18 protein-coding genes and 1 tRNA gene are annotated in these 23,761 nt (G+C 54.7%); 8 read left to right on the forward strand and 11 right to left on the reverse strand.

Going from position 1 to position 23,761, the window contains the following annotated elements; genetic code table 11:
- Window positions 1-110: 110 nt before the first annotated feature.
- A complete protein-coding gene (gene rnt, locus MDG893_RS00185) occupies window positions 111-746 on the forward strand; it encodes a ribonuclease T (RefSeq protein ID WP_007151676.1) in 636 nt (211 codons plus the stop codon).
- Window positions 747-804: 58 nt separating this feature from the next.
- On the opposite strand, the gene MDG893_RS00190 is transcribed toward rnt, so the two are convergent.
- Window positions 805-2,790: an SDR family oxidoreductase gene (locus MDG893_RS00190; RefSeq protein WP_007151677.1), complete on the reverse strand. Its 1,986-nt coding sequence runs from the start codon at window positions 2,788-2,790 to the stop codon at window positions 805-807.
- 409 nt (window positions 2,791-3,199) lie between these two features.
- Here MDG893_RS00190 and MDG893_RS00195 point away from each other — a divergent pair, with 409 nt between their 5' ends.
- Window positions 3,200-3,499 carry a hypothetical protein gene (locus MDG893_RS00195; RefSeq protein WP_007151678.1) on the forward strand — a complete coding sequence of 100 codons (300 nt, stop codon included), beginning with the start codon at window positions 3,200-3,202 and terminating at the stop codon, window positions 3,497-3,499.
- A gap of 24 nt (window positions 3,500-3,523) precedes the next feature.
- Window positions 3,524-6,376: an insulinase family protein gene (locus MDG893_RS00200; protein WP_007151679.1), complete on the forward strand. Its 2,853-nt coding sequence runs from the start codon at window positions 3,524-3,526 to the stop codon at window positions 6,374-6,376.
- A gap of 7 nt (window positions 6,377-6,383) precedes the next feature.
- Here MDG893_RS00200 and MDG893_RS00205 read toward each other — a convergent pair whose 3' ends face one another.
- From MDG893_RS00205 to MDG893_RS00215, 3 genes are read right to left on the reverse strand one after another with little or no spacing between them, the layout of a single operon-like run.
- Window positions 6,384-7,022 carry a TIGR04282 family arsenosugar biosynthesis glycosyltransferase gene (locus tag MDG893_RS00205; protein WP_007151680.1) on the reverse strand — a complete coding sequence of 213 codons (639 nt, stop codon included), beginning with the start codon at window positions 7,020-7,022 and terminating at the stop codon, window positions 6,384-6,386.
- Window positions 7,006-7,749, reverse strand: a complete 744-nt coding sequence (locus MDG893_RS00210; RefSeq protein WP_157132713.1) for a TIGR04283 family arsenosugar biosynthesis glycosyltransferase — start codon at window positions 7,747-7,749, stop codon at window positions 7,006-7,008. The genes MDG893_RS00205 and MDG893_RS00210 overlap by 17 nt, the downstream gene beginning before the upstream one ends.
- A 25-nt stretch (window positions 7,750-7,774) precedes the next feature.
- Window positions 7,775-8,143: a DUF488 domain-containing protein gene (locus MDG893_RS00215; protein ID WP_007151682.1), complete on the reverse strand. Its 369-nt coding sequence runs from the start codon at window positions 8,141-8,143 to the stop codon at window positions 7,775-7,777.
- A gap of 87 nt (window positions 8,144-8,230) precedes the next feature.
- Here MDG893_RS00215 and MDG893_RS00220 point away from each other — a divergent pair.
- From MDG893_RS00220 to MDG893_RS00235, 4 genes are all read left to right on the forward strand, one after another.
- Window positions 8,231-8,307, forward strand: a tRNA-Arg gene (locus MDG893_RS00220).
- Window positions 8,308-9,031: 724 nt separating this feature from the next.
- The gene (locus MDG893_RS00225; RefSeq protein WP_007151683.1) at window positions 9,032-9,535 is read left to right on the forward strand and encodes a DUF411 domain-containing protein; all 504 of its coding nucleotides are present in this window, start codon (window positions 9,032-9,034) and stop codon (window positions 9,533-9,535) included.
- Window position 9,536: 1 nt separating this feature from the next.
- Window positions 9,537-10,259: a cytochrome c biogenesis CcdA family protein gene (locus MDG893_RS00230; RefSeq protein WP_007151684.1), complete on the forward strand. Its 723-nt coding sequence runs from the start codon at window positions 9,537-9,539 to the stop codon at window positions 10,257-10,259.
- A gap of 205 nt (window positions 10,260-10,464) precedes the next feature.
- Window positions 10,465-11,133, forward strand: a complete 669-nt coding sequence (locus tag MDG893_RS00235; protein ID WP_007151685.1) for a response regulator transcription factor — start codon at window positions 10,465-10,467, stop codon at window positions 11,131-11,133.
- Window positions 11,134-11,192: 59 nt separating this feature from the next.
- Here the strand turns inward: MDG893_RS00235 and MDG893_RS00240 are convergent, their stop codons facing one another.
- Window positions 11,193-11,432: a hypothetical protein gene (locus MDG893_RS00240; protein ID WP_007151686.1), complete on the reverse strand. Its 240-nt coding sequence runs from the start codon at window positions 11,430-11,432 to the stop codon at window positions 11,193-11,195.
- Window positions 11,433-11,731: 299 nt separating this feature from the next.
- On the opposite strand from MDG893_RS00240, the gene MDG893_RS00245 reads away from it, so the two are divergent.
- Window positions 11,732-13,054: a sensor histidine kinase gene (locus MDG893_RS00245; protein ID WP_007151687.1), complete on the forward strand. Its 1,323-nt coding sequence runs from the start codon at window positions 11,732-11,734 to the stop codon at window positions 13,052-13,054.
- 87 nt (window positions 13,055-13,141) lie between these two features.
- On the opposite strand, the gene MDG893_RS00250 is transcribed toward MDG893_RS00245, so the two are convergent.
- The 6 genes from MDG893_RS00250 to MDG893_RS00275 form a co-directional block, all read right to left on the reverse strand.
- On the reverse strand, window positions 13,142-16,339 hold the full coding sequence (locus MDG893_RS00250) for an efflux RND transporter permease subunit (protein WP_007151688.1): 3,198 nt from the start codon (window positions 16,337-16,339) through the stop codon (window positions 13,142-13,144).
- A gap of 14 nt (window positions 16,340-16,353) precedes the next feature.
- Window positions 16,354-17,604, reverse strand: a complete 1,251-nt coding sequence (locus MDG893_RS00255) for an efflux RND transporter periplasmic adaptor subunit (protein WP_007151689.1) — start codon at window positions 17,602-17,604, stop codon at window positions 16,354-16,356.
- Between the two features lie 24 nt (window positions 17,605-17,628).
- Window positions 17,629-18,846 carry a TolC family protein gene (locus tag MDG893_RS00260; protein WP_007151690.1) on the reverse strand — a complete coding sequence of 406 codons (1,218 nt, stop codon included), beginning with the start codon at window positions 18,844-18,846 and terminating at the stop codon, window positions 17,629-17,631.
- 227 nt (window positions 18,847-19,073) lie between these two features.
- Window positions 19,074-19,418, reverse strand: a complete 345-nt coding sequence (locus tag MDG893_RS00265) for a P-II family nitrogen regulator (protein ID WP_007151691.1) — start codon at window positions 19,416-19,418, stop codon at window positions 19,074-19,076.
- A 17-nt stretch (window positions 19,419-19,435) separates the two neighbouring features.
- The gene (locus MDG893_RS00270; protein ID WP_007151692.1) at window positions 19,436-22,543 is read right to left on the reverse strand and encodes an efflux RND transporter permease subunit; all 3,108 of its coding nucleotides are present in this window, start codon (window positions 22,541-22,543) and stop codon (window positions 19,436-19,438) included.
- A gap of 14 nt (window positions 22,544-22,557) precedes the next feature.
- Window positions 22,558-23,742: an efflux RND transporter periplasmic adaptor subunit gene (locus MDG893_RS00275; protein ID WP_007151693.1), complete on the reverse strand. Its 1,185-nt coding sequence runs from the start codon at window positions 23,740-23,742 to the stop codon at window positions 22,558-22,560.
- Window positions 23,743-23,761: the final 19 nt, after the last annotated feature.

The following is a 23,761-nucleotide window of genomic DNA, read 5'->3' on the forward strand; positions in this document are numbered from 1 at the left end:
AACCGTTCCCGGTTAGTCGTTCCTTACCAACCATTCCTTTACCCGGCCTGCAACCCTGGCCAGAGACTCCAGGAGTTTAAGTGACTGAAGAACATAAAGAGCCGCATCCCATGTCCCGCCGCTTCCGTGGTTTCCTGCCGGTTGTGGTGGATGTGGAAACCGGTGGTTTCAATCCTGAGAAGGATGCCCTGCTGGAAATTGCTGCGGTCATACTGACAATGGACGACGACGGCTGGTTGAAGCGGGCTGAAACCCACGTGCAGCAGATCGACCCGTTCGAGGGCGCCAACCTGGAGCAATCTGCGCTGGACTTCACCGGTATCGACCCGTGGAACCCGGAGCGGGAAGCGGTTCCGGAGCGGGAAGGTATGAGCGAGATTTTCGGGCCCATCCGCAAGGCGGTCAAAGCCCACGATTGCAAACGGGCCGTGCTCGTTGGCCACAACGCCACCTTCGATCACAACTTTGTGTTCGCCGCCGCCCTACGTTCAGACATCCGCCGCAACCCGTTTCATCCGTTCTCCACATTCGACACGGCAACGCTAGCCGGCCTGGCCTATGGCCATACCGTATTGGCCCAGGCCTGCAAGCTGGCGGGCATTCCGTTCAGCAACAAGGACGCGCACTCGGCCGCCTATGACGCTGAGAAAACGGCCGACCTGTTCTGTGGCATCGTCAATCGCTGGCGCGAAATCGGTGGCTTTCCACCGCCGCCGGTACCCGACGACACAGAAGAGGCGCCTTGATAGACAGCCACAAAAAACCCCGCACGAAGCGGGGTTTTCTGGTCTCCAGGGGGCAATACTACCAGTAAATACCCCGCATGATCGCCGCAAAGGCCACCTGCTCGGAGGACACCTTCGGCTTTGCACCGGAACGGCTGCCGGCAGCGGCCGGAGAGTCCGGGAACATGCGGTAACCGGTGTTCATCACGATCTCGCCCATCTTCGGCGCCAGCGCCTGCATGACCTGGGCAAAAATGCCCAGACGCGTGGCGATGCGCTTGGGACGGTACACGATGGCGTCTGCCACCATTTCCGCCGCTTCGTCCGGAGTCAGTGTGGGCACCGAGTCGTAGATTTTGGTGGGCGCGATCATCGGCGTTTTCACCAGCGGCATATTGATGGTGGTGAAGGTCACGTTGCGATCCGACCATTCCGCCGCCGCACAACGGCTAAAGGTATCCAGCGCTGACTTGGACGCGACGTACGCCGAGAAACGGGGCGCGTTGGTCAACACACCGATGGACGAAATATTGACCACGTGGCCGCGACGACGCTCCAACATAGCCGGTGCAAAACCCATGATCAGGCGAACAGAGCCGAAGTAGTTCAGCTGCATGGTACGCTCAAAATCGTGGAAACGGTCGAACGACAGCGCCAATGAGCGACGAATGGAACGGCCAGCGTTATTGACCAACACGTCCACATGGCCGTGATTGTCCAGCACCGTTTTTACGAACCGATCGCAGTCATCCATGTCGGCAAAGTCGCACTGGTAGGCATGAACGTTGCCTCCACGAGCTTCCAGTTCCGCAGCCACTTCCATCAGGCGTTCTTTCTTGCGCGCGCCAATCACCAGAATGGCACCAGCATCCGCCAGTTTCTGCGCCGTCGCCAGGCCAATACCAGAAGTACCGCCGGTGATCACACAGACCTTTCCTTCCACCGTGCCTCGCAGGGTGCGGTCCTTGAACAGGTCAGGGTCCAGGTTACGCTCCCAGAAGTCCCACAGAACAGCTGCATAGCTTTCCAGGCGCGGCACGACGATACCGGTATCTTTAAGGACTCGCTCTGTCTCTCGGGCGTCAAACCGTGTGGGATAGTTGATGAACGACAACACCGAAGGCGGAATGCCCATATCGTCCAGCAATGCGGTGGTCAGACGCTTAACGGGCGGCAGATTCTTCAGGCTCTGGCGGATGAACGGCGGCACAAACCCGAACATGCGCGAGTCGATACGCATCGCCATACGGGGAGCATGACCGGCTTCGGAGAAAATATTGAGAATCTCACCCACTTTGTAGGGGTCGGAATCCACCAGGTGGAAGCAGTTCCCGTCCTCGCCTTTCAGGTGCGCGATGTGATCCATCGCATTCACCACGAAATCCACCGGCACAATGTTCAGTCGCCCGCCCTCAATGCCGATCGTCGGCACCCACTGTGGCAGTGCGTGGCGAATTTTCTGGATCATCTTGAAGAAGTAATAAGGCCCGTCGACCTTGTCCATTTCACCCGTCTTGGAATGGCCAACCACCATACCCGGACGGTAGATCCGGAACGGAACCTTGCAGCTCTCGCGAACCACCTTTTCGGATTCGTGCTTGGTCAGCAGGTAGGGATGGTCGAGCTTTTCCGCCTCCTCGAACATGTCCTCGCGGAAGGTGCCCTTGAACAGGCCGGCCGCCGCAATGGAGGACACGTGGTGGAAGCACCCGGCTTCCATGGCTGCTGCCGCATTGACGGCACTGTGGGTGCCCTCGATGTTGGTCGCCTGCTGGGACTTTTCGTCCGCCCCCATGTCGTAAACAGCGGCAAGGTGGAAGAAATGGTCAATGTTACCCTTGAGCGATTTCATCGTCTTGGCATCGATGCCCAGGTTCGGGCTGGTAAGGTCGCCGATCACTGCTTTCACCCTGGACTCATCCGCGCCCCAGCGCTCCCTCAACTTGTCCAGCTTTTCCTGTGATTGCTCGCGCACCAGTACATGTACTGTGCCACCGCGAGCCAGCAGTTTTTCAACGAGAAAACGGCCGATAAATCCGGTGCCACCCGTCAGAAAGTAATTCATTGATAGTCCACCCTGCTTGTTGCTCAGTTGTTGTCTTTTTCCTTTGTTACCATCGACAATATTAGACCAAAGTCTTATACCGCCGATGCACGCCGGCATTGTACTTAAATGCAACACTCATGTATCGAACTTTTTTAGAGCATTTACTCTGTAAGCCCCTGATTTAATTAGAGCATTTACTCTAGCTCATGCATGCAATACACGCCGGAACCTGTTCGGTTAACCGACATGCTGAAATTGAGACTAGCACAAGGTGGGCCGGCTGCCCGCAAATCCTAGTGTCCCGTCTGGCAAACTTGCATTACCGGAAGGAAATGAAACCTGACGGTTGCAGTGACATAATCGGAACCTTCAACGGCAGTTTCTGTCTCTATACTCTCTACATTTCCCGCATTTCGGAACCTGGAACATGCACAAAGACGATCCCAACGCTGAACGCTACATTGCCATTGCACGTGCCTGCCTGAAGGCCATCAACGACACCGCCGCCGACGCCGGCACCCGGGAACAGAAAATCCAGGCGGTGTATCAGGCCATTGACCACGCCTTCCAGGCCGAATTCGCGGATTATCGCCAGTCCGTTGCGGTGATGGGGACGGTTCTTGAGCGCATTGCCTCCGGCCAACTCGATGCGGACGCAGCCGCCAGCCTGGCGAAGAAAACCCTGGACCAACAACCGGAAAGTACCCGTAACGCCCTGATTCATTAACGTTTCAACGCAAAGAGAGACTGTATGCACCCTGGCATCCATGGATTTGCCCAAGGTTTCCTTGGCCTGAAGCAAGGATTTCTACTGGCGCTGGTATTGGCCTTCAGTTCGGTTACCCTGGCGAGCCAGTCGCCCCTCAAAAGCCCGAATGACGACAACCTGTACCGTTATGTGCAGTTGGACAACCAGCTTCGGGTGCTACTGATTTCCGCGCCGGGCTCCGATAAAGCCGCAGCATCCATGAACGTCGCCGTCGGCAGTGGCGACGACCCTGCCAACCGAGAAGGCCTCTCTCACTTCCTCGAACATATGCTGTTCCTGGGCACGGAAAAATACCCCGACCCCGGCGAATACCAGCAGTTCATAAAAAGCCATGGCGGCAGCCACAACGCATTTACCGCCTTCCAGGACACCAACTACTTCTTCGACGTACAGGCGGAGCACCTTGACGATGCTCTCGATCGCTTCGCGGAGCAGTTTTCAGCACCCCTGTTCACTCCGGAACTGGTGGATCGCGAACGCCGCGCCGTACATTCGGAGTTCAGCGCCAAACAAAAGGACGATAGCCGCCGCTTCTACTCCGTCAAGAAGGCCGTCAGCAATCCCGACCACGCGTTCCACCAGTTTGCCGTCGGTAACCTGACCACTCTGGAGAACACCGACAAGCGCCCCCTGCGCCCGGACCTGATCGACTTCTGGAAGACCCACTACTCCTCCAATCTGATGACGCTTGCCGTCTACGGCCCGCAATCGCTGGATCAGCTGGAAGCCATGGTACGAAGCCGCTTCGACCGCATCGAAAACCGCAACCTGAACGCAAAGGTTCACGATGAGCCGCTGTTCAGTCCGGACACCCTGCCCGCCCGCGTTCACGCCGATGCGCTGAAGGATATCCGCAACCTGACGCTCACCTTCCCCATCCCGTCTCAGGAAGACCACTACCGCGACAAGCCGGCCAACTACGTCGCCAGCCTGCTCGGCCACGAAGGCCCGGGCAGCCTGTTTGACGTGCTGAAAAAGGCTGGCCTGGTGGAAAGCCTGTCCGCAGGTAGCGGCATGGATACCGGCCAGGAAGCCACCCTGGAACTGAACATGGCGCTGACTCCGGAGGGCCTCGAAAAGCAGGAAACCATTCTGGAACTGACCTTTGCCTACATTGACGAGGTGCGTGAGGAAGGCATTTCCCGGACCCGTTTCGAAGAAATGAAACAACTGGCGCAGATCGACTTCCGCTTCCGGGAAAAAAGCCAGCCCGTGCAGGAAGTCATGCATCTGTCTCGGCAAATGCGGCACGTGGCGCCGGAAGACGTGCTCCAGGCACCGTGGATGATGGAGAGCTACGTCCCTGATAAATACCGGCGCATTCTTGATCGTCTTACCCCGGATAACGTGCTGGTGTCCGTCCTGGAAACAGAGCCGAACCTTGAAGGCCCCAACCTGACCCAGTGGTACGACGCCGCCTGGAAATTGAAGCCCCTCGCCATCCGGGACATTCGGCAACGGGACGACAACCCCATGGTGTCGAGGCTGGCCCTGCCGCTCGACAACCCCTTTATTCCCGAAGAACTCGACATGATCGACGGCGCGACCATGGAGCAACCGGTCTCAATGGGCAAGGTCAGTGGTATGGAGGTCTGGTACGCTCGGGACACCCGGTTTGAAACGCCCAAGGCCAACGTGTACCTCAGCCTGCGAACCCCGGCGACACGGGCATCCGCTCGCAGCAATGTGTTGTCGTCGCTGTTGGTGGATGCCATCAACACCAACGTGAACGCCTGGGCCTATCCCGCCCAACTGGCGGGGCTCGACTACAGCATATACCCCCACCTTCGGGGCATCACCGTCCGCGTCGGCGGTTACAGCGACAAACTCCATACCCTGATGACCCGCATCCTGACCCAGGTAGCGGACCCCACGCTCACCGACCAGCGCTTCCGCATAGCCCGGCGAAACATGATCGATGGGCTACTGAACAAGGCCAAGGAACGGCCTGTGCAGCAGACCTCTGAACGCATTCAGAGCCTGCTGATCGAGGGCGCCTGGAGTACAGAAGAGAGGCTCAAGGCCGCCCGGGAAGTCACGCTGGATGAGCTCAAATCCTTCGCCGAGGCGTTCCTGGCTCAGGTTGATCCGGTGATGCTGGCACACGGCAATATGACACAAGCGTCCGCCCTTAACCTCACCAATCGTATCCATGCCATGGTGCTGGACGACAGTGATCTGACAACGGTCGAGCGCAGCCGCGTTCGGGCCTTACCGGAGGGTGAAACCGTGTTACCGCTGGAGGTAGATCATCCGGACACCGGCTACACCCTCTATGTACAGGGCGATAACACCGGCTTTAAAGAACGCGCCGTATTCCGCCTGCTGGGGCAGATTATCAGCAGCCCGTTCTATGAAGAGCTCCGTACCAATCGCCAGCTTGGCTATATCGTTTACGCTACCCCGTTCGAAATGCTGGAGACCCCGGCGCTGGGCTTCGTGGTGCAATCCCCGGAAGCCAGTGGCGACCAGATCAACCAAGCGGTGCGGGAATTTTCCACAACGTTCAAGGACACGCTATCTAACCTCTCGGAGCAGGATCTGGCGCGCGAGAAACAGGCTGTCATCAGCCAGCTGATGGAACAGGATCGGCAACTTGGCGAGATTTCGGAGCGTTACTGGCGTGAAATCGACCGGGGCGCGACCGACTTCAACTCAAGGGAGAAGCTGGCCAAGGCGATACAACGCGTGAGCCGGAAAGCCTTGGTTAATACTTTGCAGAAGCAGGTCATTGACCGTAAACAGGCATTGCGGGTGTTCACCGCAGCCGAGGTAAAAAACAACGACAGTGTGATTGAACAGTTGCTGCAACGCAGTGCTGTTCCCGATGCCTGATCAGCGCTCAGCCTGAAGACTGGCCCGTGAACCGGTGCCAGTCTTCGGGTTCATCCACGTCCCATCGTTGCGGAAGTAACCTGAACGACACATTCGCCTGCGTAAGGCGGTCGCAGGTTTGCGACAAAGCCTTGTCCGTTCCCCAGGCGACGTCGGCCAGCATACCCGGGATGACCCGGCGAGCACCGATGAGAACATAGCCGCCGTCCTCCGACGGGCCCAGCACCACATCCACCTCGTCCAGCGCTGCCACCGCCGTACGCACATAGTCCGCATCGACAGAGGGGCAATCGCTGCCCACAATCATCGCCTTACCAAACCCACCCAACCCTGCTTCCAGCGCCTGCACCATACGCTCTCCCAGCACGTCGCCCTGCTGCAAGGCTTGTGCAACGCCGTGGGCTTCAAGCCTTTCCAGGACGGGAGTAGCCCCTTCCGGTGTACTCTTCAGTTCCCGGTCCCACAGGAAACGGACGGTATAACCACTGGCCACCAGATTATCGAGCACGGCCAGGCTGAGCCTGATGTGTGCCGCCATAGCCCCTTCTGCGCCCAGTTCCGGCATCAGACGGGTTTTCACCCTGCCCGCTTCCGGCCATTTGGAAAACTGCATAACCAGTGCTGAAGCATCAGGATTGACGGGCATTACGGACATCCGATTGGTAGAGAGCAACAAGGGTTTCTGGCGAGTCGCCGCGCCAATAGCGCCAGCGCAGTCGCCACATCAACAGGATAGTACGCCAGGCACCGTGCTGTTCCCAGCGTCGGCTGTCCGTGACCACCGGATCGGTAATACGGAAAGGTCGTGACACCAACCTCAGCCGGGAGGATAGTTCCACGTCCTCCATCAATGGCAATTCTTCAAAGCCGCGCAAGGCCTCAAATACCGGCCGACGCACGAAAAGAGCCTGGTCGCCAGTGGCGATGCCCGTCAGCCAGGAGCGTTGATTCATGAACCAGGCGATCACCCGGTATAGCACTCTCTTGCCGCTGAGACGCACATCAAACCGCCCCCATGCCTTACGGCTGGCATTAAATTGCTCCAGTGCCGCCAGAGTAGAATCCGGTAACCGGGTATCAGCGTGCAGGAACAGAAGGACATCGCCATGGGCTGCTTGTGCGCCAGCGTTCATTTGCGGCGCCCTTCCACGGCCACACTGGATGACACGGTCACATTGCCCCTGCGCCAGCCTGGCTGTTCCATCATCACTGCCACCGTCCACCACAATGACTTCATGGCCTGCCGACCTGAGCGGCTGCAGATGATCCAGGGTGTCGCGAATGGTGGCGGCTTCCTGCCAAACAGGCACGATCACGCTTAAACGCGACGGCTGCGGCGGTGTCCTGGAAGTGTGCTGTGCTGCTGTCTTCAATGCGTCTGATATCCCCTGTGCCCGATCAAAGCGGTAGCTGCCTCGCCTCAATAAACTGTTTCAACGCTACCGCATTATTATGATCTGTATCCTTGGCTGCAAATACCAGCGTGATTCGTTCGTGGTTATCAACGTAGGATGCCAGAGTGCTAAGGTCCGCATTATCGGTCAATGTCAGTTCCTGTCGATACTTTTCCAGAAAACTGTCCCATTTGGCTGGATCGTGACCGAACCACTTCCGAAGTTCATTGGAAGGCGCCAAGCCCTTCAGCCACTCGGTCAAATTGGCCTTTTCCCTCGTGACTCCCCTAAGCCATACCCGATCAACCAACAGCCTTGGCCCGTCAGAACGAGCCGGCTCATCATAGGCACGCTTCAGCCGAATTTCTGTCACAGCGATCTCCTTCTATTCTGGAAGTATTCCCGCAAGCCCTTGAGACACATCACTTAGCCCGCTATCATACCCGCCTTCTGACGATCAGCCCCCGTAGCTCATCTGGATAGAGCGTCCCCCTCCTAAGGGGAAGGTAGCAGGTTCGAGTCCTGCCGGGGGTACCAGTTACTCTCTCAACAATAACGACCCTTGCGCTGTTCCCTGGCATAAAGTTCCACTTACAACCTTAAAACCAAACCCAATGCTTGACGTATGAGCTGCTCCGGGGTTTTATACTTTGGCGTCACAGTTTGAAGTGGAACAACCCATGCGCCTCCGCAACGTCACCGCAGCATTGCTAAGTATTTTGCTTTTGCTCGGCTCCCTGTCACAGGGACATGCTGGCGTGACGAGTGGTTCCACCACGCACACGACCAACAGCATGATTCATTGCAACGGAATGAATCATGCCTCTGCAATTGATGCAGAAACCAGAGACGCCAAAATACCGATGAACTGCAGCAGCCCTAAAAACATGAGCTGTTTGCGAATCGCAGCCCAGTGCGCCTTCATGCCGCTGCACGGAATCGTAGCCGTAAACTCGGTCCCGCCTTTCAAGCACACTGCACTATCTCATACCGCACTAACCATAGCGGTGTATCAAAGTCCTATCGCCGACGTTCTAACACCCCCACCAGACACTCTCTTCTGATTTGCTGTGTTGTTATGGTCAGGCAACAAAGCTCGGCTCCCGAATATCCGTTCCTATACAGGCGCAGTTCTGGCAATGCCTAACGAGGCCCAGACCTGCCCGCAGGAGATTACGATGAGAACCTTCACGTTTAAAACGACTGGTGCCAAATTAATAATAAGGCACCAGCCCTACTCAATTTTTTACAGGAACACATTATGAAAGCTTCTATCGCCGCTGGCTCAATCACGCTTATTGTGAGCGCGTTTGCTATTGGATTTGAACTTCAAGCCTCAGAGCCCACCACCGAAAACGACGCATCTGGTAAAACCGCTCATGCCATAACGGTTTATAAGAGCCCCAATTGCTCGTGCTGTGCCGACTGGGCGGAACACCTTGAGCGCAATGGATTTGAAGTGAACATTGAGAACACAAGCAACATTAACGAAATCAAGATTCAGCACCAGGTCCCTCGAGACATGGCATCCTGCCATACCGGCATTATCGACGGCGTGGTAATCGAGGGTCATGTTCCAGCCGATGACATCAAGGCCTACCTGGAGTCACATTCTCACCCATTCGGCAACAAGACACTCGGCCTCGCCGTGCCTGGCATGCCCCATGGCTCTCCGGGCATGGAAACAGGCAGACAGGACAACTATGACGTGATGGCATTTACCGCCGACGGCAAGGCTCAAAGCGTCAAACGATACGAGTTCTGATATGCCGGACCTCGCAACCTGGGGCACTCTGGCCGCTTTTATCGGCGGCCTTGTGTCTTTCTTTTCCCCCTGCACTCTTCCCCTGGTGCCCGGCTATTTGTCCGTGGTTACCGGCGGGGCGGTGAGTGACACCTCGAACCGGCTGAAGGCTTTTTGGCTGAGCCTCTGTTTTGTACTGGGGTTTAGCCTGGTTTTCGTCGCGCTCGGCGCAAGCGCCAGCCTCCTGGGCCAATGGCTGATGGCCTATCGCCGGGAAGCCAACCTGGTGGCAGGCGCACTGATTGTGCTGATGGGGCTGTTTATGCTGGGTTGGTGGAGTATGCCCGCGCTGCAACGCGACTGGCGACTGGGGCAGACACTCGAAGGTGGACGGCCGACGGCAGCCTTTGTGCTGGGCGTGGCCTTTGCCGTCGGCTGGACGCCCTGTATCGGCCCCATACTTGGGGCCATTCTGGCCCTGAGCTCTACGCACGCCAGTGCCGAAACAGGGATGCTGTATCTGGCCCTGTATTCGTTAGGGCTGGCGCTGCCATTCCTTGGAACAGCAGTATTCATTGAACATTTTCGCAAGCGGGTACGCGGGCTAAGCCGCTGGAGCAGACCGTTGAGAGCGCTGGCTGGTTTGGTATTAATTGTAATGGGCGTAATGGTATTAACCGGCCAGATGACCCGATTTGCTACCTGGATGCTATCCACGTTCCCAGTACTGGGAGGGCTCGGCTGAGATTTTTAGTATGCGGTTAAGCGATCACATGTGGATAGTGTTTGTTTAGAAAACTTTCCTCACAGTAATGCCTTTTTCAAGCTAGATTCAGCTTCGTCTGTTTTGATAGCGGGTCGCTTGAAGCCCGATTTCTGAGCTATTTTTGATTTGCTCTCGAGAAGGGTGACAGCCACAATTTTCCAACATCCAGAGACGGCGCTTATAGATGAAAGTTCTTATTGTCGAAGATAACGCGGTACTCGCAGAAAAAATTTCCGTTTGGCTCGCGAAAGAAAACTTTACTGTAGATGTTGCCCAAAACGGAAAAGAGGCAAATTTCTTCGTAGAGACAAGCAGTTATCAGGCGATCATCCTGGATATAGGACTGCCCGACGAGAACGGGCTTTCTTTGATGCAAAAATGGAGAAGCAACGGCAAAGATGAAGCCATCCTGATTCTAACTGCCAGGTCCAACTGGACAGAGAGAGTTGAAGGCCTGAATGCCGGCGCTGACGATTATCTTCCCAAGCCGTTCGAATTTGATGAACTGAAAGCTCGACTTAGCGCCATCATAAGAAGAAAAGACGGGCGAACAACTGATAAAATAGCAGTTGATGGGTTTCTTCTAAATTCAACCTACAGAACGCTGACGACTCCCGATCATAAAGAATTCAGGCTAACCGCGACAGAGTATCGGCTTCTTCAATGCTTCCTTCGATCTCCTGACAGAGTCTTTTCCCAGGATGACCTTGTTGAATCGCTTTACAATATCGAAAGATGCCCAACTCGAAATGTTGTTCAAGTATACATTGCGAGGCTTAGGAAGATCCTTGGAAAAAGCAGAATAAAAACATTGAGAGGGCAAGGTTACTATTTCGCGAGAGACATTAGCTAAAAATCCGTATCGCGAGTCATGTCAGTAACTCTAACCTGACTCGCAGAAAAATCAAAAAATCACTGCTTTTCCAGAAGATCAGCAACTAGCTCCTTGATTATTCGATGCTCTTCCTTCAGTTTCTTAACCGTCTCGCTTTCTTCAAAGCGATAGTCGGAAGTCCTTTCATCGATACTCTTATCAGGGTAGCTTCTTGCTTCGTTATACCTATCTGCCTGCCCGCCATTGTCCCCTGCGAGGACTATGGAAGCCCCGGTTCCTAGAAAAGATGCTATTAAAATCACAGACACTTTTTTCATAAACAGCTCCGATAAGTAATTCTATTCAACCAACGAAATTCAATCGCCTTACCCAGTCAGTAGAACATCGAAACCTTAAACACATTTGAAAGTGGACGTATTTTAAAGATCTTCACATCACTTGAACTTCAGGCCCACAGCTATTCAGGCAGGATGTGGCGAGCTTACGCGAACGACCAGCCCCCCCCTTCAGAGTCAGGTGAGTTGCGACATGCTCCAATCCCATCTATGATTTTAGGCTCAGTCGCCTCTCTAGCCCTCAGCTAGCGCCTCCCGCTCAACCGACCATAACTAACACCATGACAGCGCAGAAGAGCATCCGAAAAACTGCACTCCAATATGGCATTATTTTCAGCCTCTTGTATTTTCTACTTATTTTTTTCTCGCACACTTATGTCATAGAGCAACTTTCGAACGAATCCAGAAAACATCGCCTTGAAAAGGAGGTGGAGAGTTTTCAAACCATCATTGAAAACGAGACGCCCACGCCCGACCAGATCAGCAGCATGATTGATCGATTCCAATTGCTGCTGGAACATGCCCTGATCGTCGAAATGAAAGATGGAAGCATCATTGCCAGTAGCAACATAGATCAAACAACGTTGCGCATTGTTTCAGAAAAGCCTGCGGGCTTTGTAGAAATATCCCAAGGTGCAGATGGCCTTCTTGGATTGAAACGCGGTGTCGGAGTTAATAGTTCGCTTTCGTCAATCACCATCCTGGAAATGGAAAGTGGACTCGCTGAGCGATCCATTGGGGCTCACCTGACCTTGCTTGCTGTCTCCGCATTATTACTTGTTGTTCTCTTGGCCCTCGTAGGCGCCACTACGTATTTGGCCTTGAAACCGATCGAACACATCAAGGACGACATGAGACGCCTGCAATCTGGCAAACAACCTCGCTTGAATCCTGACGCACCAGAGGAGTTCAGTCCGCTGATCAAACAGTTCAATAACCTACTTGAACTAGCAAGTCGCCGTCTTGACCGCCACCGCCGCCTCAATTCTGATCTTTCTCACATGGTAAAGACCTCAATCTCTGCCAATCTCGCAATCTTGTCAGACACTGATTCATTACCTCCGTCCCGCGACGACATAGATTTCATGATGTCCAACTTAAGGGATCTAAGCCGGTCCTTGAACTACCGCATGAGCAAGGCAGATATATCCGGCAGGCAGATGGGGCAATCATGTTTGCCAATTGAAATAGCAAACAACGTCATTTCTGTCATGGAAAAAATCTTTCCCGACAAGAGTTTTCGTATCAATACCCCCTTGCAGAATAACTTCAGTTGGCCCATGGAGCGTCAGGACCTATCAGAGTTATTCGGTAACCTGCTCGAAAACGGCGGGAAGTGGAGTCAGGCGGAGATTGACGTTTCAATAAGCCAGACCGATTCCGGGCTAACGATAGAAGTTGCAGACGACGGCCCTGGGATTACTCCAGAAGCGGCCTCGAAAGTGATGGATAGAGGTTCCCGGCTTGACGAAACCGTTTCTGGATTTGGATTGGGACTGTCCATCGTGTCCGAAATACTAGAAGACAATTTCGGATGGATGAACATTGGCCCCTCAGAAACAGGGGGCGCCAGAATTACAGTTGTGCTTCCTTTCCCAGAGTAGAGCACAACCATAATTCCTCCGCCCCGCTATGACGGAGGGATCACCCTCCCCTGCTCGCAATCAAAACTGTGTATTTCCACCTCTCTTCTACCGTTGCATATCATCGAGTTTAGCCCTTGAGAAGCGCGTGAATAGAGCCGGCAAAACAAAAAGCGTTAGGAAAGTCGCAGTCACGAGACCACCTACAATCACGCTGGCCAATGGCTTCTGGATTTCCGCACCCACGCCCGTCGACAATAGCATCGGTATCAAACCGAGTGCCGAGGTTATTGCTGTCATCAAGACAGGACGCAAACGGGAGACGGCACCTTCAAACACCGCGGCATCCACGCTTAACCCATCCTGTATTCGCTGATTGATGCTTTCGACCATAACGACCCCGTTAAGCACCGCCACACCAAACAGTGTGATAAATCCAACGGAACTGGGCACTGAAAGATACTGACCGGAGATCCAGAGTGAAAAGACGCCACCAATAACGGCAAGCGGCACGTTGACCAGAATCAACAATGCTTGACCGACCGAACTGAAAGCAAAGTACAGCAATAGCGCGATCAGGCCCAGAGATACAGGTACCACAATCGTCAATCGTTTCTGGGCCCGCTGCTGGTTTTCAAACTGACCACCAATGTCAACCGAATAGCCGGGGGGAAGGTTCACTTCTGACGTGATGGTATCCTGAATATCGGCAACCACACTGCCCATGTCACGACCCTGCACATTGGACTGAATAACCACACGGCGCTGAACGTCATCGCGGCGCACCTGCGGTGGGCCGGACTCAATAGACACATCGGCCACATCACCGAGTCTCACCCAGGCTCCGGACGGCGCCTGTAACCTGAAATCGGCAATGGCATCCCGGTCTTCCCGGAAACGTTTGGCCAGACGCACATAGATATCGTACCGCTCATTTCCGTTGATGATCTGTCCCGCAGCGGCACCACCCAGTCCATCCCGGACGACACTCATCACATCAGACACGGCAAGTCCGTACCGGGAGAGTGCCTGACGGTCAGGCTGAACCACCAACTGCGCTTCACCAGCAATCTGCTCCATGGCCACGTCTCGTGTTCCCTGAACTGTTCGGACCGCCGCTTCAATCATCTGGCCTTTCTCTGCCAGTACGTCGAGATCCGGGCCAAAGAGTTTGATGGCCAACTGCGCACGAACACCCGACAACAATTCATCAACCCGAGTCGCGATAGGCTGAGAAAAGTTAAACAGTAGCCCAGGGTGCTGTTCGAGCTTCTCCTCAAACAAGGCCTGCAATTCATAGCGATTACTGGCGCTGGTCCACTCCGAAGTTGGTTTTAAGCCAATATAGATCTCTATATTGTTAACGGGCTCCGGATCGCCGCCTATTTCTGCTCGGCCAGCCCTGGACAAAGCGTAAGTCACTTCTGGAAATTCCATCAGCATGGCCTCCAGTTTTGGTGCCACTTCAAGCGCCGTATCGAGGCTTGATGAAGGGGCCAGTGTCACCCGGAGGTTGATCGTTCCTTCCTCCAGTTCAGGGACAAACTCCGTGCCGAGTCGAGGCACGACCAGAGCCGCCAGCACCACAAGAACAGCGGCAGCACCGACAACAGATCTGGTGTGTTTCAGCGACCAGTCAAGGCCTTTGCGGTAGAGCTTCTCAAGAGGTTTTAAAACGAAGCTTTCCCTCTCCCGAATACCCTTGCGAAACAGAAACGAAGCCAACGCAGGCACAACCACCAGAGCGACGATCACAGCGGACACAATGGCCAGCATGATGCTGATCGCCATTGGCTGGAAAAGCTTGGCTTCCACACCTTCAAAACTGAACAGAGGCATGAAAACGACCAGAATAATCGCCGTCGCGAAAAAGATGGGGCGCGCCACTTCCCGGCCGGCTTCCTGGAGTCTAAGCGCAATGCCATGATCATCGTGTGACGCGTCCAACGGATCGGGGTCGTTTTCAACCAATTCATCCCGATGGGCGTCATGCTCAGCATCGGGATGCGTCAGATGTTTGAACATGTTCTCGACCATAACAACAGAGCCGTCCACCAGCATGCCAATTGCCACAGCAATGCCGCCCAGAGACATCAAGTTGGCCGAGAGACCGAACCAGGCCATGATCATCAGCGCAATACCGATAGAAATCGGTATAGAAAGCAGCACGAGCGTTGTTGCCCGGAGATTCATCAGAAACAGGGCAAGCACGATCGCAATAAACACAAAAGCCAACAGAAGCGCATTGGTCACCGTCTCTACGGCCTTGGTCACCAGATCCGCCTGGTTGTAATAGGGCTCAAAACGAACCCCACTCGGAAGCGCCTGATTTATGCGATCAATGCGGGCCTCGATGCCGTCGATGGTGGCTTTTGTATTGGCCCCCATTCGTTTGAGTACAATGCCAGAAACCACTTCACCCAGTTGTTCAACTTGACCGTCTTCATCCTTCCGGGTCATGGTCACCGCACCCTGGCGAATTTCAGTGCCCAGCGCTACTTGGGCGACATCGCTCACCGTCACTGTAATGCCATCACTGGTTTTAACGGGCACTTGACCGATCTGCTCCAGCCCCTGCTCGCCATTACCCAGCCAGCCCATACCGCGAATAACCAACTGTTCCTGTCCGCGGCCCATATACCAGCCCCCAACATTGGAGTTGTTGTTCTCCAGGGCGTCCATGACGTCGTTCTGTGATAAGTCATAGGACAGCATTCGCGCCGGGTTCAGGTTGACCTGGTATTGACGGACCTCCCCGCCAAACGACAGAATCTCTGTTACCCCTTCGGCGGGTATCAGCAACAGCTTGACCAGCCAGTCGTGCAAGCTGCGTAATTCCATTGCGTCGTACCCAGAATCCGGGTCAGCTATTAGCAAGTACTGGTAGACCTGGCCGAGACCGGACGTATTCGGGCCCATTTCAGGCACCCCGACCCCGTCCGGAATCAGCTCCCGCGCGGCCTGCAACCGCTCGAATACCAGTTGGCGCGCGAAATAGATATCCGTGCCCTCTTTAAAGACCACGGTGACACCAGACAACCCGGTTTTGGAGATGGACCGAACCTCCTCAACATCCGGCAATGCATACATAACCGCTTCAATGGGATAGGTGATCAACTGCTCGACTTCCTCAGCCGCAAGTCCGGGTGCCTCTGTATTAACAGCAACCTGGACGTTTGTAACGTCAGGGAAAGCATCAAGATTCAGTTTTGGGATCTGAAACGCGGCCGTGGCGATAAGCACTGCAAGCGCAATAAGAACCAACAGGCGGTTCTGAACCGCCCAGTCGACAACTCGGTTGAACATAATGGCTCCCGGAATCAGTGGTTGTGTGGGTCAAAGCCGCCTTTGGCAATTTCAGAGGCCACAAAAAACGCGCCCCGCGAAACGATCCGTTGGCCCGCAGTCAGGCCGAAAATTTCACGGAGTCCGCCAATTGAGCGACCCAGTTTCACTTCAACAGGCTCATACTCCCCTTCAGCCTCTTCCACATAGACCGTCCAGTCGCCATCGGCGCCTCGCATCAACGCACTCTCCGGCACCGCAAGCACCGGCTCCCTGGTTTTAAAAAGGAAATACACATCTGCAAACATTCCGGGATGGAAACGATCTTCAGGATTGTCCAGTTCCAACCGAACAATCCGCGTGCGGGTCACAGCGTCAATGGTATGAGCTTCCTGGGATACCGTTGCCACAGCTACACGACCTGCAACTCTTACTTCCGCTTCTGCCCCTTGCTTAAGAACAATGTCGGAGTTTGCTGGCAGGTGAGCCTCTACCCAAAGTTCGCTTTCATTAGCCAGAGTCACCAGCGGTTGGCCTGCTTCAACTCTTTGTCCTTGCTCAAACTCATCGGTCAGCACTGCGCCATCCACGCGAGCCCTGAGCGTGTATTCACCGAGACTACCTACGCCGCTGGCCTTCAACGCACCAATGTCATCATCGTTTAGCCCATAAGCAAGAAGAGTCGCCCTCGCCGCTTCAATATTGGCTTTCGCGGTATTGAACCGTTGATCACCAACCACGGAACGACCCAGCCCGCTGATTCGCTCCCATTCAGGAAAAGCTTTCCTGTAATCGGCCTGCGCCTGTGCCACCGTCTCACTGAACAGGGTTACCAGTTGCTGACCTTTGGTTACGTGCTCACCCAATTCCACGTGACGTCTCAACACCACCGAGGCAACCCGGGGGGACACGTGATAGCTGGTATAGCCGTTGGTCAGCAGCTCACCGGGAGCGTAGATTTCATAGTCAACGCGCTTGCTCTCGAGGGTTGCTACCTCAATGCCGGCGAGCTCTTTCTGTTTGGCATTGATGCTTGCGGTAGCTGCTTCTTCATGCCCACCATCGCTCTCCTCTTCGTGGCCATGACCTTCTTCCTCTTCATGCTCACGTTCTTCAGCATGCCCGCCCTCATACTCATCCTCTTCACCGGTGCCTTCTCGATGATTGTCGCCACCGGCGGCATGATCATGGCCCGCCTCGTTATGAGCATCTTCCTCTGCCTGCACCAATGAAGGGGGAGCTATAAACAGCGTCAAAACAAATACTGAAATCAGAGTTTTTTTCATGATGAATATCCAGTTTCCAGAATATTATTGGAAGGGGGTGGTCAGTTCGCCAGACTGTCTCAAGAGCTCAATCAGGCCCAGCTGCGCCAGCTTTTCCAGTTCAATACCGGTTTTCAGGCTCTCCGCGCGCTGGCCCAGCGCCTGGAGATACTCAGAGGTGGAGAGGTCGCCGACCTGCCACTGCTTCTCCAACAAGTCGGCACTTCGCTGTACACGCCCCTGGGACAGCTCTTTCCATCGACGGAGTTGCTTGTCGTATCGCTTCCAGGCAGCCCGGGCGCCCGATAGGTCATATTGCTGTTTCCGATAAAGTGCCTGAAACCGCGCTTCAGCCTCCAAAGCCCGTCGATTCGCAGCCCGGATTTCAGCGCTGTAGTTGTTACGGACATTCAAAGGGATCGAGAATGTCAGGCCAACCACATTCTCGCCCCCGTCACGCCCTCCGCTCAGCCCTACTGTCGGCGATGCCTTGGCTTTACGTCTGGCAACCTCTGCCTCACTTTTCAGCACCTGCCACTCGGCTCGAGCGACTGCAACGGAGGGGTGTGCCAGCAGATCAGCCTCACCAATCTGGGACTCCAGCGCTGGCCAGATATACTCGGGGATTCCCCCATCCTGAGGCTTCCAGTCCGGCAGACGTTCTCTAACCTGAGTTTCTGCCCGATCAACTGCGGCCTTTGCCTGGGCAACTTCGCTCAACTGACGGGATAGATTTAAAAACAGAAGCTCTGCGTCGGCTCGCCCCAGATCACCTGCCTGCTGGCGCTGTTCAACCTGGTCCAGCAAGGCATCCAGGCGCTGCTGTTGGGATTCAGCAATTTCCTCAAACAGCTCAGTAGCGCGCCACTCGACAAGCGCAAACAATGATTCAGACGTTTGTGTCAGAACTGCTTCGCTCAAGCCAGCTTGCGCAGAAAGCCTGATCAGCTTTGCCTTCTCCTTTAATGCGCCCTGTTGATCAGACCAATCGATCGTTTGTGACAGTCCTGCCTCAAAGTTATTCTCACTGCCCGTTCTGTCTGCTCCCACGGACAATTCCGGGTTATACAGCGGTTGTTCGCTTGCCTCAGCGTCCTCTTTCCGCGCTGCCGCCTGCTCTGTCGCTGCCAGTACCTCTGGGTGCTTGCTTATCTGGCCATTGAGCCAATTCGCCCAATTAACAGTCTCCGCTTGACCTAACAGAGGAATGGACAATAGTACTGAACACAGCAACGCCCGAGGCGAGTGCTTGCTTGCCTTCATCGTCTTTCTCCCGAAGCGATTAATAGCCAAAAATCGTAGGCGTAAGGCGCCTATGACGAGGTAGGAAAAGATCGAAATAATAAGTGCAAACTTTGAAATGAGTTTGAATTCGGAAAAACAGTTCAGATATGAGTCGCTAAAAACTCTTTGTAACGCTTCTCAATGAGGCTAAGAACGGCAGCTCGCGACCAATCGCCGCGATGCCACCGTCTCATTCCAGGAAGGGGCTAGATTGAAGTGGGTTGGAGTGCGCTTTCGTCGGTCGCACCGTCTTCAATACGAACGGCCTGAACCAGGCGGGATACCAGTACCTTGCCATCCCCCGGGTGCCCATCCCGGGTCCTGCTCGTTCGCACAATGATGTCCACAACTTCATCGGCAACCGCATCGGTCGCTACATCTACTTCCAGCTTGACCATCTGCACTTTTTCCAGAGGCGATTCATCGCCAACCAGATGACCAAATTCGTTGAGAGACACTACGGCAATGCTTGCCACTCCTTTAACTTTGGCCAGAGCATCAACCACATGCTCTGCCATCACTTCCCTGACATACGCCTTTATTTCATACATAAGCCTTCTCCTGCCTATCAGACTTCAACGTCACGACGTTCGGATGCAAACCACTGATACACGCTGGGCAACACTACCAACGTCAGCAACGTTGACGTGATCAGACCACCAACCACAACCGTTGCCAGTGGCCGTTGGACATTAGAGCCAATGCCATCGGCCAGCAGCAGGGGAATCAGCCCCAGAATAGCCACAGAGGCGGTCATCAGAACCGGCCGCAAACGGCGTTGAGCGCCCAGCTTGACCGCTTCAATGACTTCGTAGCCTTCGTCCCGCAACTGATTGATGTAGCTCACCATCACCACACCGTTAAGTACGGCTACGCCAAACACCGCAATGAACCCCACCGCAGCGGGCACGGAGAGGTAAAGCCCAGTCACAAACAGCGCGACAATGCCACCGGTAATCGCAAAGGGCACGTTCATGAAGATCAGCGCCGCATAGCGCAGACTACTGAATGCCGAAAAGAGAAGCAGGAAAATGAGCGCCAGGGTAATGGGTACAACGATCGCAAGCCGCGCCATGGCCCTTTCCTGATTCTCGAACTGACCGCCGAACTCCACGAAATACCCCGGCGGCATATCCACTTGCTCCTCGATCCGCTTGCGCAAATCCTGAACAACACCGCCCATATCGCGACCACGTACGTTCATCTGCACGTACTGTCGGCGACTGGCATTGGAGCGTGAAATTTTCTTGGGGCCTGCGTACATTTCAACATCAGCCACCCGTGAAAGCGGGATAAGCTCGCCACTGTTGCCCCTGAGGGGAAGCTTTCTGATTTCATCGATGGACCCGCGATAGGACTCTTGCAGCCGGGCAAAAATCTCAAATCGACGGACACCGTCGAAGACCAGCCCGGCGCCTTTACCACCTATACCGGTTTCAACGGTACTCATCAGGTTATCGACGCTGATGCCGAACTGCGCCAGCACTTCACGGTCGGGGCGAATAACGATCTGTTTTTTACCCGCACTCTGCTGAGCGCGGACGTCCGTTGCACCCGGCACCTCTTGCGCCAGTGCCGCCACTTCCCTGCCGATCCGGCCCAACTCGTCCAGGTCGTCGCCGAAAATGCTGGCAACCAGTTGCGCCTGAACGCCTGACAGGAGTTCGTCGGTTCTGAGCTGAATCGGTTGGGACAGATTGTTGGCAAGCCCGGGAACCCGCTCATCCAAAGCATCCGCAATCCTGCTTTGGAGATCCTCGTAGCTCACGTCCTCTCGCCACTGATCCAGGGGCTTCAGATTGACAAGCGTCGCGACAACGTTCACAGGTTCAGGATCACCACCGACCTCGGCACGACCGATCCTGGCATAGGTGCCGGTGACCTCTGGAAATTCGTCTACAACGGACTGAATCCGTTTGCCATATTTGATGGCGGATTCAAGACTGGCTCCAGGAGGCAGTGTCGAGCGAATCTGGAACGTGCCTTCCCTGAGCGTGGGCACGAATTCGCTCCCGAGATAGGGAAACAGCAGAAGACTGCCGGCAAAAGCAATGACGGCAACGCCCATCACAATCTTAGGGGCTTTGACGACAGTATTCACTACCGGCTTGTATAGCCGGTTCAAGAACAGAACCAGCTTCGGCTCTTTGTGACGCCCGCCCATCTTGAATGACAGAGAGGCCAGAACAGGCACCAACGTCAACGCGAGTAACAGCGCACCGATCAACGCAAAGCTGATGGTGTATGCCATGGGCGAAAACAGCTTGCCCTCAACGCCCTGTAGCGTAAACAACGGAAGAAAAACGATGATAATAATGCCAATCGCAAATACGATCGGACGGGCCACTTCCCGGGCTGACTCACCTACAAGCCTCAGAACGCTGATCTTTTCATCGGATCGCTCCTCAAGGTGTCGGAAGATGTTCTCTATCATCACGACAGCGCCGTCCACCATCATGCCGATGCCGATAGCCAGCCCCCCCAGACTCATCAGGTTGGCCGACAGGCCCGACATGCGCATAGCAATGAACGCAAAGAGTACAGACAACGGCAACGTCGCCACCACGATCAGTGTGGAACGAATATTTCCTAGGAACAGATAGAGAAAAACCAGCACCAGAACCGAGCCTTCAAGCAGCGCTTTCTCGACAGTGCCTATAGCCTTGCCCACCAAGTCTGCCTGAGAGTAGTACGCTTCTATTTTCAGCCCTTCGGGAAGTGACTTGTTCAGATCATCGATTTTTGCGTTGACATCCTCTAGAACCTTACTGGTGTTGGTGCCAATCAATTTCATCACGTAGCCGCCCACGGACTCCTCACCTGAGGACACCTCTGCGCCACGGCGAATTGCCGGTCCAAGGCCTACCTCCGCCACATCCTTGACGTAAATAGGAGATTCTCCCTCACTCTTGGACACAATGATGTTCCGGATATCTTTGATGCCTGCGGTACCGGAGTTGACCCAGCCGTAACCACGGACAATGTATTCTTCACCTCCTCGAGTAATGAATGAGGCGCCGACGTTACGATTATTCTGGGTGAGGGCACCGCGAACATCAGACACCGTCAGGTTCCTTGCCTGAAGCTTCTGCGCATCAATATTGACCTGGTACTGCTTTACCTCGCCGCCGATAGAAAGCACACCGGTTACGCCCGGCACGGTCCTGAGCTGGGGTTTGACAATCCAGTCCTGAATCGTGCGAATTTCCTGCAGGCTGTATTGATCTTTATCCTCAGCTTCCAGGGAATACATCAGGATGCGCCCAAGACCGCTTGCGATGGGCCCGAGTTCGGGTTCCCCCATCCCTTCGGGAATCTGGCGCTTGGCCTCGGATAGCCGTTCGTTAACTAGCCGCCTGGCGAAGTAGATATCGGTGCCATCTTCGAAATAGATGGTCACCCGCGAAAGTCCGAAAATCGAAGTGCTCTGCACTTTTTCTAACTTGGGAATACCATACATGCTGATCTCAACGGGATAGGAAATCAGCGTTTCGATATCAACCGGCGACAATCCAGGACTGGTAGTGAATACCTGAACCATGGTCGGTGTCGCATCCGGAAACGCATCCACCGGCAGTTTTTGAAATGAAAATACGCCGGCAACGATCACGGCGATAGCAAAGACAAGCGTCATCAGACGATTGTTCAGCGCATAATTCACAATTGCGTTGATCATGCTCCCCCCGAGTATTAGTGTCCGTGAGCGGCGCTGCGGCCACTGGCGGTAATGGCCGACATCAGATCAAAAGCGCCCACTGAAACCACTTCCGTGTTTGCGCTGATGCCGGACTTAATCTCTATCCAGTCGTTAGCCTCCTTACCGAGAGTGACTGGAACCGCCTTGTAGGCTCCCCCTTCATTACCCGGAACAAATACAACGGACTCGTCATCGATGGTTTGCACGGCATCGTGTGGAACTAGGGGCAGTGATGCCGCCGATTGAGTCATGACTCTCGCTTTGGCATAGGTATTTGGACGAAGGTCGCCGTTGGGGGATTCGAGTACAACGCGAACCGGAATGGTGCGGGTTTCCTCATCAAGCTCATTTGAGATCCAGGACACTTCCCCGGTGTGAAAGCGGTCTGCAACCGACTTTGAGAAGACCTGAACTTCATCTCCGACGGATACCCTTCCAATGTCAGTTTCGGCAACTTGCAACATCACCCACACCACAGAGGTATCAGCTACGGTAAAAGGCGTATCTGAAGAGCTTAAGGTTTGCCCCAACCGGGCATCCATGCGCTCAATGCGCCCCTGGATAGGAGAACGGAGCGCGTACTGTGCGAGACTGCTATCTGAGCCAGAAGAATCACTGCCAAAAACCTCCAGTTGCTCACGAATCGAATCATACTCGGCCGTAATCTCCAGATAAGCGGCCTTGGCGTCCAGGAACTCTTCTTCGCTGGTGAAGCTTTCACTCCGCAATTGCTTTTCTCGCTGATACTCCGCAGTCGCGGCTTCTTTCCGAGCATTCAACGAGTTCAGGCGGGAACGAATGCGTGCCAACTCAACGCTGTTCAACGCGGCCAACAACTGGCCTTTTTCAACCTGGTCCCCCAGATCAACAGCCAGTCTCGTAAGCTTTCCCTGCAATAGCGGCCCTACATCAGCGACGCGATCCGGAACATAGTGAACTTCAGCTGGCGCAGTGACGATATTGTCAGCACGGCCTCGGGGAACCGTTACAGTCTGCACGGAGAGCAACTCCCTCTGCTCTGGAGTCAGATGAACTTCGCGAGCCTCACTGCCTTCAGCCGAGTGCCCAGCCTCACCCTTTTGGTGCTGCCCTCCTTCGGCTTCTTCGGCGCCGTACGCCAGTGGCTGATAGACCAGAAAACTGATCGCGACAAACAATATCTGCAGATTTCGAATCATCTAAACACCTTCGATATAA

The sequence above is a fragment of the Marinobacter algicola DG893 genome (assembly GCF_000170835.1).
Lineage (GTDB): Bacteria > Pseudomonadota > Gammaproteobacteria > Pseudomonadales > Oleiphilaceae > Marinobacter > Marinobacter algicola.

Coding starts and splice junctions, on each gene's coding strand:
- MDG893_RS00255 (WP_007151689.1), bottom strand. CDS start 17,604: ATGAAAAAAACTCTGATTTCAGTATTTGTTTTGACGCTGTTTATAGCT.
- MDG893_RS00200 (WP_007151679.1), top strand. CDS start 3,524: ATGCACCCTGGCATCCATGGATTTGCCCAAGGTTTCCTTGGCCTGAAG.
- MDG893_RS00195 (WP_007151678.1), top strand. CDS start 3,200: ATGCACAAAGACGATCCCAACGCTGAACGCTACATTGCCATTGCACGT.
- MDG893_RS00240 (WP_007151686.1), bottom strand. CDS start 11,432: ATGAAAAAAGTGTCTGTGATTTTAATAGCATCTTTTCTAGGAACCGGG.
- MDG893_RS00275 (WP_007151693.1), bottom strand. CDS start 23,742: ATGATTCGAAATCTGCAGATATTGTTTGTCGCGATCAGTTTTCTGGTC.
- MDG893_RS00250 (WP_007151688.1), bottom strand. CDS start 16,339: ATGTTCAACCGAGTTGTCGACTGGGCGGTTCAGAACCGCCTGTTGGTT.
- MDG893_RS00235 (WP_007151685.1), top strand. CDS start 10,465: ATGAAAGTTCTTATTGTCGAAGATAACGCGGTACTCGCAGAAAAAATT.
- MDG893_RS00260 (WP_007151690.1), bottom strand. CDS start 18,846: ATGAAGGCAAGCAAGCACTCGCCTCGGGCGTTGCTGTGTTCAGTACTA.
- rnt (WP_007151676.1), top strand. CDS start 111: ATGTCCCGCCGCTTCCGTGGTTTCCTGCCGGTTGTGGTGGATGTGGAA.
- MDG893_RS00230 (WP_007151684.1), top strand. CDS start 9,537: ATGCCGGACCTCGCAACCTGGGGCACTCTGGCCGCTTTTATCGGCGGC.
- MDG893_RS00225 (WP_007151683.1), top strand. CDS start 9,032: ATGAAAGCTTCTATCGCCGCTGGCTCAATCACGCTTATTGTGAGCGCG.
- MDG893_RS00245 (WP_007151687.1), top strand. CDS start 11,732: ATGACAGCGCAGAAGAGCATCCGAAAAACTGCACTCCAATATGGCATT.
- MDG893_RS00270 (WP_007151692.1), bottom strand. CDS start 22,543: ATGATCAACGCAATTGTGAATTATGCGCTGAACAATCGTCTGATGACG.
- MDG893_RS00265 (WP_007151691.1), bottom strand. CDS start 19,418: ATGTATGAAATAAAGGCGTATGTCAGGGAAGTGATGGCAGAGCATGTG.
- MDG893_RS00190 (WP_007151677.1), bottom strand. CDS start 2,790: ATGAATTACTTTCTGACGGGTGGCACCGGATTTATCGGCCGTTTTCTC.
- MDG893_RS00205 (WP_007151680.1), bottom strand. CDS start 7,022: ATGCCCGTCAATCCTGATGCTTCAGCACTGGTTATGCAGTTTTCCAAA.